Source organism: Pseudomonas sp. Z4-20 (assembly GCF_051131955.1).
GTDB lineage: Bacteria > Pseudomonadota > Gammaproteobacteria > Pseudomonadales > Pseudomonadaceae > Aquipseudomonas > Aquipseudomonas marvdashtae.
In genome coordinates, this window is the sequence record NZ_CP071641.1 from 4683649 (window position 1) to 4696793 (window position 13145).

Below are 13145 nucleotides of genomic sequence, written 5' to 3' on the forward strand. Positions count from 1 at the left end.
GATTTCAACGCTGCTTGTAGACGTCGCGAAGACGCGTGGTAGCGGCGGTATGCCCGATGTAGTTGCGCACATCGGCATGGATCACCACCTCATCCACCATCTGCGAGACCGGCATGATGGCCCCGGCCTGTTGGTCATAGAGGGTCTGGATCTGCGCGTAGATTTCACGCTGGCGCTCGGGGTCACGCTCGCGCTCGGCTTGCTCGATCAGTTGATTGAGCTGCGGATTGAAGAACGAGGTGCGCCAGCCTTGGAAGTTGCTCAATTTGGCTTCGGTGCGGTTGTCCGGGTTGTACACCAGGGCCCGCAGGCTCGAATGCGGATGGCGCTCCGCCCCGCCGCCGCCACGCCCGACGAGGATGTCGAACTGACGGTCGCGCATCGCCCCGTAGATCTGGTTGCCGGTGCCGGTGATGATTGTCGCCTGGATCCCCGCCTGGGCCAGCGTCGCTTGCAGGCTGGTGGCGATGTTGATAAACGGCGGATCGGTCAACGAACGGATGGTCACCTTGAAGCCCTCGGCATGTCCGGCCGCCGCCAGCAGGCGCTTGGCCTCGGCCACGTCCAGGCGATAGCCCGGATCGTCAAGGCGTGCCGGCAGTCCCAACTGCAAGGGCCGCTGATTGATCACGCCATAGTGCGGCATCACCACGTCATTGATGCCCTGGTAGTCGATCAGCAGGCGGATGGCTTGGCGCACGCGGATGTCCTGGAATAGCGGCTGTTGCATGCTCATCGCCACGTAGTACAGCGTGCCGCGGGCAATGCTCTGGATGCGCACCTCATCGACCTTGCCCAGCGCCTTGATGTCGGTCGCGGCCATGCCGCGGGCGACGTCCAAATCACCGCGCTCGACCATCAGGCGCAAGGCCTGGGACTCGGTCATGTTGCGCATGATCACCCGGCGCAACTTCGGCGCGCCGCGCCAGTAATCCTCATTACGACTCATCAGGATCACATCGTTGGCGCGCCAGATGTCGAGCTTGAACGCACCGGATCCGGCGGTATGCGTCGCCAGCCAGGCCGCGCCCTGATCGTCGCCGACCTGATGCTGCAAGGCCACCGAACGATCAACGATGAAGGCACTGGGCGAGGTTGCCAGGGTGTTGAGCACCAACAGCGGGTCGGTGCTGCGCGGCAGTTCCATGACAAACGTATGTGGCCCTTCGGCACGCATCAGTTTGACGACGTTGTCGGCGGTAAACCCGTAGGCTTTCCAGGTGGAAGCCAGGGCGCGGTTGAGGGTGACTACGCGTTGCAACGACCAGGCGACGTCTTGGGCGGTGAGCGGTACACCGGAGTGAAACCGTACGTCGTCGCGCAACTGGAAGGTCAGGCGCATGCGATCCGGACTGACTTCCCAGCTTTTCGCCAGGGCCGGAACCAGCGTGTCCGGCTGCGCCGCGTCCTGCTCCAGGAGCATGTCATAGACGTTGGCGTTGACTTCGGCGACCTCCAGCCCCGTCGCGGCGGCGGGGTCCAGGGACAGCAGGTTGATCATGCTCATGCCTACCACCAATTGGTCGGCGGGCGTTTCGCCTTGGGCCAGGCTGACGGGCACCTGCACTGCGCACAGGGCCACGGTGACACACAGCAGCCTGGTCAGGCGCTTGGGCCAGAGATTCATGGTTCAGTCCTTTCTTATATTTATAAAGACTTGTCGCCCGGGCAGTCATCGGCCTCGGGCGTGGAACAGGATCAATGTCGGGACAAAGTGTTGGCCTCGATATACGCAAAATTGATGTCCTCGCCCAACCCCGGCCGGTCGGACAGGTGCACATAACCGTCGGCATCCATGGGATCGACGATGCTGTTGAGGTGCGCGGGCACTTCTTCATAGTCGAGGAACGGGTGCAGCAAGCCGCGCTCATACCAGCGGCAGTTGCTGATCGCCCCGACCACCGCCAGGTTCGCCGCGCCATTGCCGTGGACTTCGCAGTCCATGCCGAACGACTCGGCCAGGTGCGCCACTTTCAGGCACGGCCCGATGCCGCCCACCCCGGCCACGCCCGCGCGCAGGATGTCACAGGACTTCTGCGTCACCCAACTGGCGCGGCTGTGGAATTTACCGGCAATGCTCTCCGGGCCCAGCACCGGAATGTCCAGGTTGGCGGCGAGCCAGGCGTATGACTCGGCGGAGTCTTCCATCATCGGCTCTTCGAACCAGGCGAAATTCAGCTGCTCCAGCGCCTTGCCGATGGTCAGCGCGTCCATGCGGCTGTACCAGTGATAACCATCGAGCATCAGCGCGATGTCCGGGCCAACCGCCTCGCGCACGGCGGCGCAAGCCTGGATGTCCATTTGCGGATTTGGCGCGAAGGAAATCGGTGGCATCCAAGTGTGCAGCTTGATGGCCTTGTAGCCACGCTTGACGAGCTTTTCGGCGAACTGGCCGTACTCATCCGGGGTGGACAAACCGCCCGGCAAATCATCGCCACACATGGTCGAGCCGTAGGCCAGGACTTTGTCGCGGTAGCCGCCAATGAGCTTGTGCACCGGCAACTGCAACGTGCGCCCGGCCAAATCCCACAAGGCTTGCTCCACCAACGCCAGCGCCCGGTCGGTGAACTGTCCGGCGCTGCCGCGCTGCCAGTGCGCCAGGTCCTGCCAGATGCTTTCACGGTCCATCGGGTTGCGACCGATCAGCACCTTGCGAACGAACGATTCGATGATGTGTGGACGGATCAATTCAGGCGTACCGAAGGCATAACCTTGCGAGCCATCGTCGCAGCTGATTCGCAGCAGGGCCATCTTGATCATGACCTCGTCACCCGGATGGGCGTGGCCCGCACTGTCCTGGGCGCGGCGCGACGGGGTGGAAAAGATTTCGACGTGAACGCCTGTGATTCTCATAGGGAGGAGCCACCGTGTTGTTATTTTCTATTTGTATGTCGTCATACAACTTGGTGAATTATTTGAACGTTTCATCGGGGCTGTCAACCCCTGTAATCAGTAAAAATTAGCCTTACCTCGACGCAACAGCCTTTTGAGAAGGATGACATCTTGAAATGTCGTCATACCACACAGATAAGAACCAAGGCGACTGCACCGCTGCGCAATTGTCCATTACAGTGTCAGGACTAATGGCGCAGCACCCAATGCGGAGGCCTCCATGACGCACTTCACCCTTCAACGCATCGACCACGTCGTACTGCGTGTAAAAGACATCGAGCGCAGCATCGCCTTCTACACATCAGTGCTCGGCTGCGAACTCAAGAAGCGTCGGGACGATCTGGGCTTGATCCACCTCGGCGCGGGTGCATCGATGATCGATCTGGTGGATGTCGAAGGGCCGCTCGGCCATCAAGGCGGTGCGGCGCCCGGCAAGCAGGGGCATAACGTCGACCACGTCTGCCTGCGCATCGAGCCGTTTGACGAACCCGCCCTGCTCGCTCATCTGGGCGCAGCCGGATTGAAGGTCGAGAAAGCGCAGAAGCGTTACGGCGCGGAAGGCGAAGGCTGGTCGATCTACTGCTTCGATCCGGACGGCAATCAGATCGAGCTGAAGGGGCCAGCGCTGGATTCCTGACACTCCGGCAGTCCGCAGTTTTTCTCCTAGACTTGCCAGTGTTTGCAGTTCGCCGGGGCCGGGATGGCCCCGTACGATAAACATGACCCGAAGGGATCCACCATGCTCAAACTTTTTTGCAAAGCGCTCGCGTGCACGCTGGCTTTCACCACGCTGGGCACGGCCACGGCGGCTGACCCTATCGTGATCAAGTTTTCCCATGTGGTCGGCGAGCAGACACCCAAGGGCCAGGGTGCGTTGCTATTCAAGAAACTCGTTGAGGAGCGTTTGCCGGGAAAGGTAAAGGTCGAGGTCTACCCCAACTCCACGCTGTTCGGCGATGACAAGGAAATGGAAGCGATGCTGCTGGGAGATGTACAGATCATTGCGCGTTCGCTGGCCAAGTTCGAGCAATACACAAAAACCGTGCAGTTGTTTGACTTGCCATTTTTGTTTCAGGACATTGCCGCGGTCGACCGTTTTCAAACGAGTCCTGAAGGCCAGAATCTATTGCGCTCCATGGAGCGCAATAACATCAAGGGCCTGGCTTATTGGCACAACGGCATGAAGCAACTGTCGGCTAATCGACCATTGCGCAAGCCCGAGGACGCCCGTGGCCTTACGTTCCGGGTGCAGACTTCCGCCGTGCTGGAAGAACAGTTCAAGGCCGTCGATGCCAAAGCGCAAAAGATGATCTTTTCAGTGGTCTACCAAGGGTTGGTGACCGGCGTGATCAACGCGACGGAAAACCCTTATTCGAACTTCTACAACCAAAAGCTGCATGAAGTGCAGAAGTACGTCACCGAGACCAATCACGGCGTGTTGGATTACATGCTGATTTCCACGTCCGATTTCTGGAACGGCCTGCCGCCGGATATCCGCAGCGAACTGGACAAGATCGTGATTGAAGTCACCGCCGACGTGAACAACCAGGCCGATCAGTTGAACGAACAGGACAAACAACGCGTGCTTGCAGCCAAGACCACCGAAATCATTTCCCTCACGCCGGAGGAGCGCAACGCCTGGCGCGACAAGATGAAGCCGGTATGGGCGAAGTTTGAAAAAGCTATCGGGCCGGACCTGGTGAGGGCTGCCGAGGCTTCCAATCAGGCGCAGTAATGCGGCGCGTTTAATGTAACAATCGTCCGGCAAGCTAATTTTCTGCCTAGACTTGCAACTGTCCCACCGTGCGTTGTGTTTTGAATGAGCCCGCACGAGAAAAACTAAAAATAAAAGGAAACCCCCAATGTTTAAACCTATGTGGAAAGCACTCGTCTGCGCGCTGGCCCTCAGTGCGTTGAGCACCGCCATGGCGGCTGATCCGGTGATCATCAAGTTCTCGCACGTAGTGGCCGAGCAAACCCCTAAAGGCCAAGGTGCGTTGCTGTTCAAGAAGCTGGTGGAAGAACGTCTGCCGGGCAAAGTCAAAGTCGAGGTCTACCCGAACTCTTCGTTGTTCGGCGATGGCAAGGAGATGGAAGCCTTGCTACTGGGCGACGTGCAGATGATCGCGCCGTCGCTCGCCAAGTTCGAGCATTACACCAAGAGCGTGCAGTTGTTCGACCTGCCTTTCCTGTTCGATGACATCAGCGCCGTGGACCGCTTCCAGTTGAGCCCCGAAGGCCAGAAACTGCTAAAGTCGATGGAAAGCAAGAACATCACCGGCCTGGCCTATTGGCACAACGGCATGAAGCAGCTGTCGGCCAACAAAGCGCTGCGCGAACCCAAGGATGCCCGTGGTTTGAAGTTCCGCGTACAGGCATCGGCGGTGCTGGAAGAACAGTTCAAGGCCGTCAACGCCAACCCGCGCAAGATGAGCTTCGCCGAGGTGTACCAAGGCTTGCAGACCGGCGTGGTCAACGGTGCCGAGAACCCCTACTCGAACATCTACAGCCAGAAGATGCATGAAGTGCAGAAGTTCATCACCGAATCCAACCACGGTGTACTCGACTACATGCTGATCACCAATACCAAATTCTGGAACGGCCTGTCGCCAGACATTCGCACCGAACTGGACAAAATCCTGGTGGAGGTCACCGCCCACGTAAACAAAGAAGCGGCGCAACTGAACCAGAACGACAAGCAGCGCATTCTCGATGCCAAGACCACGGAAATCATTACCCTCACGCCTGAAGAGCGCAACGAATGGCGCGACAAGATGAAACCGGTATGGAAGAAGTTCGAAGGTGACATCGGCGCCGATTTGATCAAAGCCGCCGAAGCCTCCAACAAGGCTCAGTAATGGGTTGGCCGGCGCTGCCGACATGGCAGCGCCGACCTGTTGTCCTCCCTGCAGGAGATGCCATCCATGAACGCCCTTCGGCGCACCTGGGAACATTTCGAGGAAGGGTTCATTGCCTTCCTCCTGGCCGCCATGACGCTCGTGACGTTCGTCTATGTGGTCCTCAATAACCTCTACGCGGTTTTCTACAGCCTCGGTGACAACTGGCCCGCCGCCAGCGAACCGATGTTCGCCATCGGCGACGGCATCATGGGCATGGCCCAGGCGATGACCTGGAGCAGTTCGCTGACCAAGGCGCTGTTCGGCTGGCTGATTTTCTTCGGTCTGTCGTACGGCGTGCGCACCGCCGGGCACATCGGCGTGGACGCGCTGGTGAAACTGGCAAGCAAACCGGTGCAACGCTTCATTGGCGTCATCGCTTGCCTGTGCTGCCTCGCCTACGCCGGGTTATTGGCCGTGGCGAGTTATGAATGGATCAATACCTTGATGATTGCCCAGATCGGCGCCGAAGACCTCGGCCATTTCGGCGTCATGCAATGGCACATCGGGCTGATCGTGCCGGTGGGTTTTGCCTTGGTGTTCATCCGCTTTGCGGAAATCCTCGTGCGCATCCTGATGAATCGCCAGACCGGTCTTGGCCTGGCCGATGAAGCGGCCGAAGCGATCAAACTGACCGAGATCGAGGAAGACAAGCCATGACCATTGCCTTCCTGTTCATCGCGCTGTTCGTGCTGATGTTCATCGGCGTGCCCATCGCCATTTCGCTGGGGTTGGCCGGATCGCTGACGATTATTTTCTTCAGCCCCGACTCGGTACGTTCCCTGGCGATCAAGCTGTTCGAAACCTCCGAGCACTATACCCTGCTGGCGATTCCGTTCTTCCTGCTGGCCGGTGCGTTCATGACCACCGGTGGCGTGGCACGACGGTTGATCGACTTTGCCAACGCCTGCGTCGGCCACGTCCGGGGCGGCCTGGCGATTGCCGCAGTACTGGCGTGCATGCTGTTTGCGGCGTTGTCCGGCTCGAGCCCGGCGACGGTGGCGGCGGTCGGCTCCATCGCGATTGCCGGCATGGTGCGCTCCGGTTATCCACAGGCGTTCGGCGCGGGCATCGTCTGCAACGCCGGCACGTTGGGCATCCTGATCCCGCCATCAATCGTGATGGTGGTGTATGCCGCGGCAACCGAAACCTCGGTGGGCAAGCTGTTCATGGCCGGCGTGATCCCCGGCTTGCTGTTGGGTTTTTTCCTGATGGTGGCGATCTACATCGTCGCGGTGAAAAAAAACCTGCCGGCAATGCCCCGGGCGACGCTGCGGGAATGGTTGAGCACGGCACGCCAGGCCATCTGGGGCCTGCTGTTGATGGTCATCATCCTCGGCGGGATCTATTCCGGGATGTTCACACCGACCGAAGCGGCCGCGGTGGCGGCGGTCTATTCAGCGTTTATCGCCTTGTTCGTCTACAAGGACCTGACGTTCCGCGAGACGCCGAAGGTGCTGCTGGAGTCGGCCAAGCTGAGCATCATGCTGATGTTCATCATCGCCAACGCCATGCTCTTCGCCCATGTGCTGACCACGGAGCAATTGCCACAGCAAATCACCGCGTGGGTGATCGATGCCGGACTGACGCCGGTGACGTTCTTGCTGGTGGTGAACATCGTGCTGCTGATTGCCGGCGCGTTCATGGAGCCTTCGGCGATTATCCTGATCCTGGCGCCGATCCTGTTCCCGATTGCCATGAAGCTGGGCATTGACCCGATCCACCTGGGCATCATCATGGTGGTGAACCTGGAGATCGGGCTGATCACGCCGCCGGTGGGGCTGAACCTGTTCGTCACCTCGGCGGTGACCGGCATGTCCTTGCCCGCGACCATCCGCGCGGCCATGCCGTGGTTGATGATTCTACTGGCGTTCCTGGTGCTGATTACCTATGTGCCATGGATCTCGCTGGCGCTGCCGAACTGGTTAGGGATGAGCTGACTATTCGGGCGTGAACCGTGGCGAGGGAGCTTGCTCCCTCGCCACAAGCGCGGGGTCATCCGCCCTGGCCGTACCTTCTCCAGTACCCAGCACATTACGTTATGATCGCTGCCTCATTCTGAAGCAGAGCTTTTCCCACGCATGTTGCCGTCTTCTTCCGACACGCTCACCTCCCCACCCCCCGTCCTCGTCGGTCCGCTGTTGCGCCGACTGGAAGCCACGCGGCTGGTGATGTGGCTGGTGGGGTCGCGACCGCTGACATTGACCTTGCGGCTGGACGGCGTGGGCGATCTTGCGCTGGATGCCACGCGTTGCACCGTGGTGCCAGTGGGACACCAGGCGTTTGTGCACCTGATCGACGTGCGACTCGACGCCGCCCTGCCCTTGGATGTAGCGATCGAATACGACCTGCTGGTGGACAGTGCTCCTATCGCCGAATGGGCGCCGCATCTGTTGTATGACGGCGCGCAACGCCCGAGTTTCGTATTGCATGCGCGTATCGAGCAATTGGCCCACGGCTCCTGCCGCAAACCCCATTACCCGGCCAATGACGGATTGCTGTGTGTCGACCGATTGTTGGCGCAAGCCCCCGAGCAGCGGCCAGCCTTGTTGATGATGAGCGGCGACCAGGTGTATGCCGATGACGTCGCCGGACCGATGTTGCGGGCGATTCACGCTTTGATCGAGCGCCTGGGGTTGTTCGAGGAATGTCTCGATGGCGCAGTGGTGGAAGACAGCGCCAGGCTCTACCAACACCCAGCCAGCTATTACCATCGCGCGGATCTGCTACCGGCGCTCGAGAGCAACGAAACCCTGCGCGAGCGATTTTTCGGCGGCGCACGCAAGCCGATTTTCACCAGCAGCAGCGCCGACAATCACTTGGTGACCTTCGCCGAAGTCATGGCGATGTATCTGCTGGTCTGGTCGCCGGTGCCCTGGACCTTGATCGCCCCGCAACCTCCCGAGCTGACCGCCGAGCGACGCCAGCGCTACGACTTGGAACAGCAACGCATCGACGCCTTCAAGACCGGGCTGGACGGCGTCGCCCGGGTGTTTGCGCATTTGTCCTGCCTGATGATTTTCGACGACCACGACATCACCGATGACTGGAATTTATCCGCTCAATGGGAGGAGACGGCCTACGGTCATCCATTCTCCAAGCGCATCATCGGTAATGCGCTGATTGCCTACATGCTCTGCCAGGGCTGGGGCAACAACCCGGACGCGTTCGACGAAGTGGTCGAACAAACCGTGGCCTTGTGCGGCACCGCCGACGACCGCTACCTTGACAGCGAGCCCCAGGACCGGTTGATCGACACGCTGCTCGGTTTCCAACGCTGGCATTACGTATTGCCAAGCTCTCCGGCGCTGGTGGTGCTCGACACTCGCACCCGGCGCTGGCGCAGCGAGAACAACCTCAAGCAACCGTCAGGCCTGCTGGACTGGGAAGCCCTGAGCGAACTGCAACAGGAATTGCTGGACCATCCTTCGGCGATCATCGTCTCGCCGGCGCCGATCTTCGGCGTAAAGCTGATCGAGACCGTGCAGCGGGTGTTCAGCTGGTGCGGATTCCCGCTGCTGGTGGATGCGGAAAACTGGATGGCCCACCGTGGCGCGGCCCAGGTGATCCTTAATATCTTCCGCCACTCGCGCACGCCTGGCAGCTACGTGGTGCTGTCCGGCGACGTGCACTACTCCTTCGTCTACGAGGTACTTATCCCACATCGCAAGGGCGGCCCGCGCATCTGGCAAATCACCAGCAGTGGCATCAAGAATGAATTCCCGCCGGCGCTGCTGGAATGGTTCGATCGCTTGAACCGTTGGCTCTATTCCCCACGCTCGCCGCTGAACTGGTTCACCAAGCGTCGCAGCATGCGCATCGTGCCTCACACCCCCGAGCACGCCGAGGCCGGGGAGCGGTTGTGGAATTCGGCGGGGATTGGCCAGGTATTTTTCAACGAACAGGGACAGCCGACGGACATCGTCCAACACAACGCCAACGGCAAGCCGCCAACCCGCATGCTGGCGCCCAAGTTACCCCCAACCTGAGCGACCACTCGGAACCGGGCACGGGGTTCAGAACGCCAGTTGCAGGCTCTGCTGGCCTTCGAGGCTTAGCAGGAACTGTTTCGCCGCGAGGCCGCCGGCGAAACCGGTAAGGCTGCCGGAGGTGCCGATGACGCGGTGGCAGGGAGCGATGATCGAGATCGGGTTGCGTCCATTGGCAGCGCCGACCGCGCGGGTTGCGGTCGGTTGGCCGATCTGGATGGCGATGTCGCGGTAACTGCGGGTTTCGCCGAACGGAATGGTCAGTAATGCCTGCCAGACCCGCACCTGGAAATCGGTACCGGCGAAATCCAGATCCAGTTCAAAACCACGCCGCTGACCCGTGAAGTATTCAAGCAGCTGGCGCTCGGTTTCCTTGAGGGTCGGGTGAGCGTTGTCTTGCTCCAAAGGCCCGAGGCGCACGCGGTTGAGCCGTTCGTTTTCCCACAGGATAGCGGCCAGCTTCGGGCCTCGGGCCACGAGGATCAGTTCGCCGACAGGGGATGGGATGGTTTTGTAGAGGGGCAACATTCCACTATTTTCCTTGATTCACACCCAATGGCTTTTGTGGAGAGGGTGCTCACTGAGCAAAAATCTTGCTCAGCCCAGCAACCCCAACGTCTTCGCTCGCGCCACGGCCTGGGTACGGCGTTCCACGCCCAGTTTACTGTTGATATGGCTGGCGTGGGTTTTCACCGTGTGCAGCGAAATGAACAATTGTTCGCTGATTTCCTGATTCGAACATCCTTGGGCGATCAGTTGTAGCACTGCACGCTCCCGGCTGCTGAGGGCTTCGACATGCGCGCAGGACTCGGTCGGTTGCAGCGCCGCCGTGGGCAAGCGTTCGAGCAAGTGCTCGCGAAGGCCGCCGGGCGGCGCCTGGAGCAGTTGCTCGCGCAACCATTCGTGATGCTTTTGCAGCAGCCACTCGAAGGGCTGCAGCGCGCCGCCAACAGCGGCATCGAACGCCTGGGCCAAGGCCACGCGGGCTTGCGGCTCGCGCCCGGCGCTCAACAGCAAGGCGACTTTCTGGTTGAGCACCATCACGCTGAGCATCTGCCGCCCGGTCTGCTGCGAATGTTCGAGCAACGCATTGAGCCGTCCTTCGGCCTGCATCGGTTGGCCGCGGATCGACTCGAGCAGTGCCTGTTGCAGTTCGACGTGCAGCGGCAGTTGCGGATGGAATTCCGGCGGGGCGGCAGCCCGTTCGCCCGTGTAGGTCTGCCCCAGCCGCACCAGCCAGGCTTCGGCCAGTTCGGTGCGCCCCTGGGCCAGCCAGAGCTCGCATTTGACCAAGGTAATCATCGCCAGGTAATAAACCGGCGGGACGTCCCAGATATGCATCAAGCGCTCGGCTTCGGCCAGTTCGGCAAAAGCCCGGGCGAACTCGCCGCCCTGGCCTTCGACGCGGGCAATCACACAATGGCCGATCAACACGCTGATATCGCGGCAGGCCCGGGCTTCGGTCAGCCCCGCCTGCAACCGCGCCAGCCCGGTCTGGTTTTGCATGCGCAACGTCAGCAAAAATCCCTCATACAAGACCAACCGTGCCCGCACCGCGTACAGCCGTTGGGGTGGCAGTGGGTGCAAGCGTTGCAGTCCCTGCTTGACCTCCTCAAGTGCCCGCAGGATCTCTCCTCGCGCCTGCAAGACCCGGGCGCGATCGTAATGGGCCAGGGCTTCGAAAAGTGGGTTGCCAACCCGCTGCGCCAACTCCAGGGACTCGCGGTTCAAAGTCCGGGCGCGCCAGAGGTCCCCGTCGGCAATCGCCAGGTTCGACAAGGTGGACAAACACATCAGGCGCTGGCCGTAGCGTTTTTGCGGCAGGCTTTCCAGCGCCTCGGTGCAATAGCGCAGCGTGGCCTCACGATCACCACGACCGCGGGCAACAATGCCGCTCAGCGCCAGCCACTGGGCGAGCATGGATTTATGCGCGGTGGCTGACGGCGCCGGCAGGAAGCGGCTCAAATGGGCGGCCAGCTCTTCGGCGGCATCCAATTGACAGGCCAGCCCCAGCGCCCAGCTGTACAGCACGATCAGCCGTGGGCTGCTGATGAGCAGGCTGTCGGGCAAGTCCATTTTCCAGCGCAGCAACATGCCGACGTTCTGTTCGGCCAGCAGTTGCTCCTCCGAGAGGTTCTGTACCAAATTCGCCGCCACGTCCAGATGCCCGGCGCGCAGGGCCTGCTCCACGGCTTCGTCGATCAGGCCCTGGGCGTTGAACCAGCGGCAGGCACGCAAATGCAGGGTCCCGGCCGGCACCATGGCCGGCGCGCTCGGGCGACTGCGCAGCAGGTCGGAAAACAGATGATGGAAGCGATGCCAATGCCCATGTTCATCCAGCGGCACCAGGAACACTTGGTGGGCGGCGAGAAATTTGAGGATTTCGTGACTGTCATGGGCGTCGCGCACCGCATCGCACAGCTCGCTGCAAAAGCGATCCTGGGGGGCGATGTCGTAGAGAAACGCCTGCACCTCGGCGGGCAGGCAGTCGATGACTTCCTCCAGTAGATAGTCGCGGATCAGCCCTTCACCGCCGTGCAACGCTTGGGGCAGTCGCCCTTCGCTACCGGCTTCGGAAGCGGCCAGCAACCAGAAGCGCAGCCCGGCGACCCAGCCTTCGCTGCGCTGGATCAGGCTTTCCAACGCCTCGCCACGCAACGCGCTGCTGTGATGCTGGAGCAAGGTCAACGCTTCGTCGTGGGTCAGACGCAAGTCCTGCTCGTTGAGTTCGAGCAATTGGCGCGACAGGCGCAGGCGCGCCAAGTGCCAGTCAGGCCGCTGACGGCTGGTGACCAGCACCAGCAACCCCTCGGGCAGGTGATTGAGGAAAAATTGCAGGCAGCGATCCAGCACCGGGCTCTGGGCAAGGTGGTAATCGTCGAGCACCAGCAGCAAGGGCGCGCTAGCTGATAAATGCGCGGACAGCTCATCCAGCAAGCCGTCGAGCCATTCTTCGAACGCGAAGGGTTGGTGGCGCTGGCGCATTTTCAGCAAGCCCAAAGCGCGGCCACCCAACTGGGGATAAAACGCCTGGAGTCCTTCGAGCAGCCGCTCCAGGAAACGCCCCGGATCGTTGTCCCTGGCACTGAGTCCCAACCAGAGGCTTCGCCAATGGGCCGGCAACCCCTGGCAGAACTCCACCGCCAGCGAACTTTTACCGAACCCCGCCGGCGCGCTCACCAGCAGCAACCGCCCACCCAGCCCGGCGCTCAGACGCTCGCACAACCGCGGCCGCACGACATGCCCGTCGGGCAGAGGTGGGCGGTAGAAACGCCCTTCCTGTACCGCGATGGCTGCACGGGAAGAATCCGGGGGTGAAGACAAATCAGTCATGGCCGGCTCTTGTTTGAAATGCGGATGGCGGCGT

At 61.0% G+C, this 13145-nt stretch carries 10 protein-coding genes; 6 read left to right on the plus strand and 4 right to left on the minus strand.

Annotated features, from left to right (window positions below; all coding sequences use genetic code 11):
- Positions 1 to 4: 4 nt before the first annotated feature.
- Together J3P82_RS21485 and J3P82_RS21490 are read right to left on the minus strand one after the other, a co-directional pair.
- Complete coding sequence (locus tag J3P82_RS21485; protein ID WP_434558583.1) at positions 5 to 1627, minus strand: ABC transporter substrate-binding protein; 1623 nt, start codon at positions 1625 to 1627, stop codon at positions 5 to 7.
- 71 nt (positions 1628 to 1698) lie between these two features.
- The gene (locus J3P82_RS21490) at positions 1699 to 2853 is read right to left on the minus strand and encodes a mandelate racemase family protein (protein WP_434558584.1); all 1155 of its coding nucleotides are present in this window, start codon (positions 2851 to 2853) and stop codon (positions 1699 to 1701) included.
- Between the two features lie 259 nt (positions 2854 to 3112).
- Between J3P82_RS21490 and J3P82_RS21495 the strand changes: the two genes are divergently transcribed.
- The 6 genes from J3P82_RS21495 (at position 3113) to J3P82_RS21520 (ending at position 9778) form a co-directional block, all read left to right on the plus strand.
- The gene (locus J3P82_RS21495) at positions 3113 to 3529 is read left to right on the plus strand and encodes a VOC family protein (protein WP_434558585.1); all 417 of its coding nucleotides are present in this window, start codon (positions 3113 to 3115) and stop codon (positions 3527 to 3529) included.
- Positions 3530 to 3631: 102 nt separating this feature from the next.
- Positions 3632 to 4627, plus strand: a complete 996-nt coding sequence (locus tag J3P82_RS21500; protein ID WP_434558586.1) for a TRAP transporter substrate-binding protein — start codon at positions 3632 to 3634, stop codon at positions 4625 to 4627.
- A gap of 127 nt (positions 4628 to 4754) precedes the next feature.
- A complete protein-coding gene (gene dctP / locus J3P82_RS21505; protein WP_434558587.1) occupies positions 4755 to 5750 on the plus strand; it encodes a C4-dicarboxylate TRAP substrate-binding protein DctP in 996 nt (331 codons plus the stop codon).
- 66 nt (positions 5751 to 5816) lie between these two features.
- Positions 5817 to 6449, plus strand: a complete 633-nt coding sequence (locus tag J3P82_RS21510; protein ID WP_434558588.1) for a TRAP transporter small permease — start codon at positions 5817 to 5819, stop codon at positions 6447 to 6449.
- Positions 6446 to 7729: a C4-dicarboxylate TRAP transporter large permease protein DctM gene (gene dctM, locus J3P82_RS21515; protein WP_434558589.1), complete on the plus strand. Its 1284-nt coding sequence runs from the start codon at positions 6446 to 6448 to the stop codon at positions 7727 to 7729. The genes J3P82_RS21510 and dctM overlap by 4 nt, the downstream gene beginning before the upstream one ends.
- A gap of 141 nt (positions 7730 to 7870) precedes the next feature.
- Positions 7871 to 9778 (plus strand): alkaline phosphatase D family protein, encoded by a 1908-nt coding sequence (locus J3P82_RS21520; protein ID WP_434558590.1) that lies wholly within the window; start codon positions 7871 to 7873, stop codon positions 9776 to 9778.
- A 27-nt stretch (positions 9779 to 9805) separates the two neighbouring features.
- On the opposite strand, the gene J3P82_RS21525 is transcribed toward J3P82_RS21520, so the two are convergent.
- Entirely contained in the window at positions 9806 to 10306 is a 501-nt protein-coding gene (locus tag J3P82_RS21525) for a methylated-DNA--[protein]-cysteine S-methyltransferase (protein WP_434558591.1), read from the minus strand.
- A 69-nt stretch (positions 10307 to 10375) separates the two neighbouring features.
- Positions 10376 to 13111 (minus strand): LuxR C-terminal-related transcriptional regulator, encoded by a 2736-nt coding sequence (locus J3P82_RS21530; RefSeq protein ID WP_434558592.1) that lies wholly within the window; start codon positions 13109 to 13111, stop codon positions 10376 to 10378.
- Positions 13112 to 13145 lie beyond the last annotated feature (34 nt).

Bases quoted from the DNA above. Each gene is read 5' to 3' on its own strand.
- J3P82_RS21525 (WP_434558591.1), bottom strand. From the start codon at position 10,306: ATGTTGCCCCTCTACAAAACCATCCCATCCCCTGTCGGCGAACTGATC.
- J3P82_RS21530 (WP_434558592.1), bottom strand. From the start codon at position 13,111: ATGACTGATTTGTCTTCACCCCCGGATTCTTCCCGTGCAGCCATCGCG.
- dctP (WP_434558587.1), top strand. From the start codon at position 4,755: ATGTTTAAACCTATGTGGAAAGCACTCGTCTGCGCGCTGGCCCTCAGT.
- J3P82_RS21520 (WP_434558590.1), top strand. From the start codon at position 7,871: ATGTTGCCGTCTTCTTCCGACACGCTCACCTCCCCACCCCCCGTCCTC.
- J3P82_RS21500 (WP_434558586.1), top strand. From the start codon at position 3,632: ATGCTCAAACTTTTTTGCAAAGCGCTCGCGTGCACGCTGGCTTTCACC.
- J3P82_RS21495 (WP_434558585.1), top strand. From the start codon at position 3,113: ATGACGCACTTCACCCTTCAACGCATCGACCACGTCGTACTGCGTGTA.
- J3P82_RS21490 (WP_434558584.1), bottom strand. From the start codon at position 2,853: ATGAGAATCACAGGCGTTCACGTCGAAATCTTTTCCACCCCGTCGCGC.
- J3P82_RS21510 (WP_434558588.1), top strand. From the start codon at position 5,817: ATGAACGCCCTTCGGCGCACCTGGGAACATTTCGAGGAAGGGTTCATT.
- dctM (WP_434558589.1), top strand. From the start codon at position 6,446: ATGACCATTGCCTTCCTGTTCATCGCGCTGTTCGTGCTGATGTTCATC.
- J3P82_RS21485 (WP_434558583.1), bottom strand. From the start codon at position 1,627: ATGAATCTCTGGCCCAAGCGCCTGACCAGGCTGCTGTGTGTCACCGTG.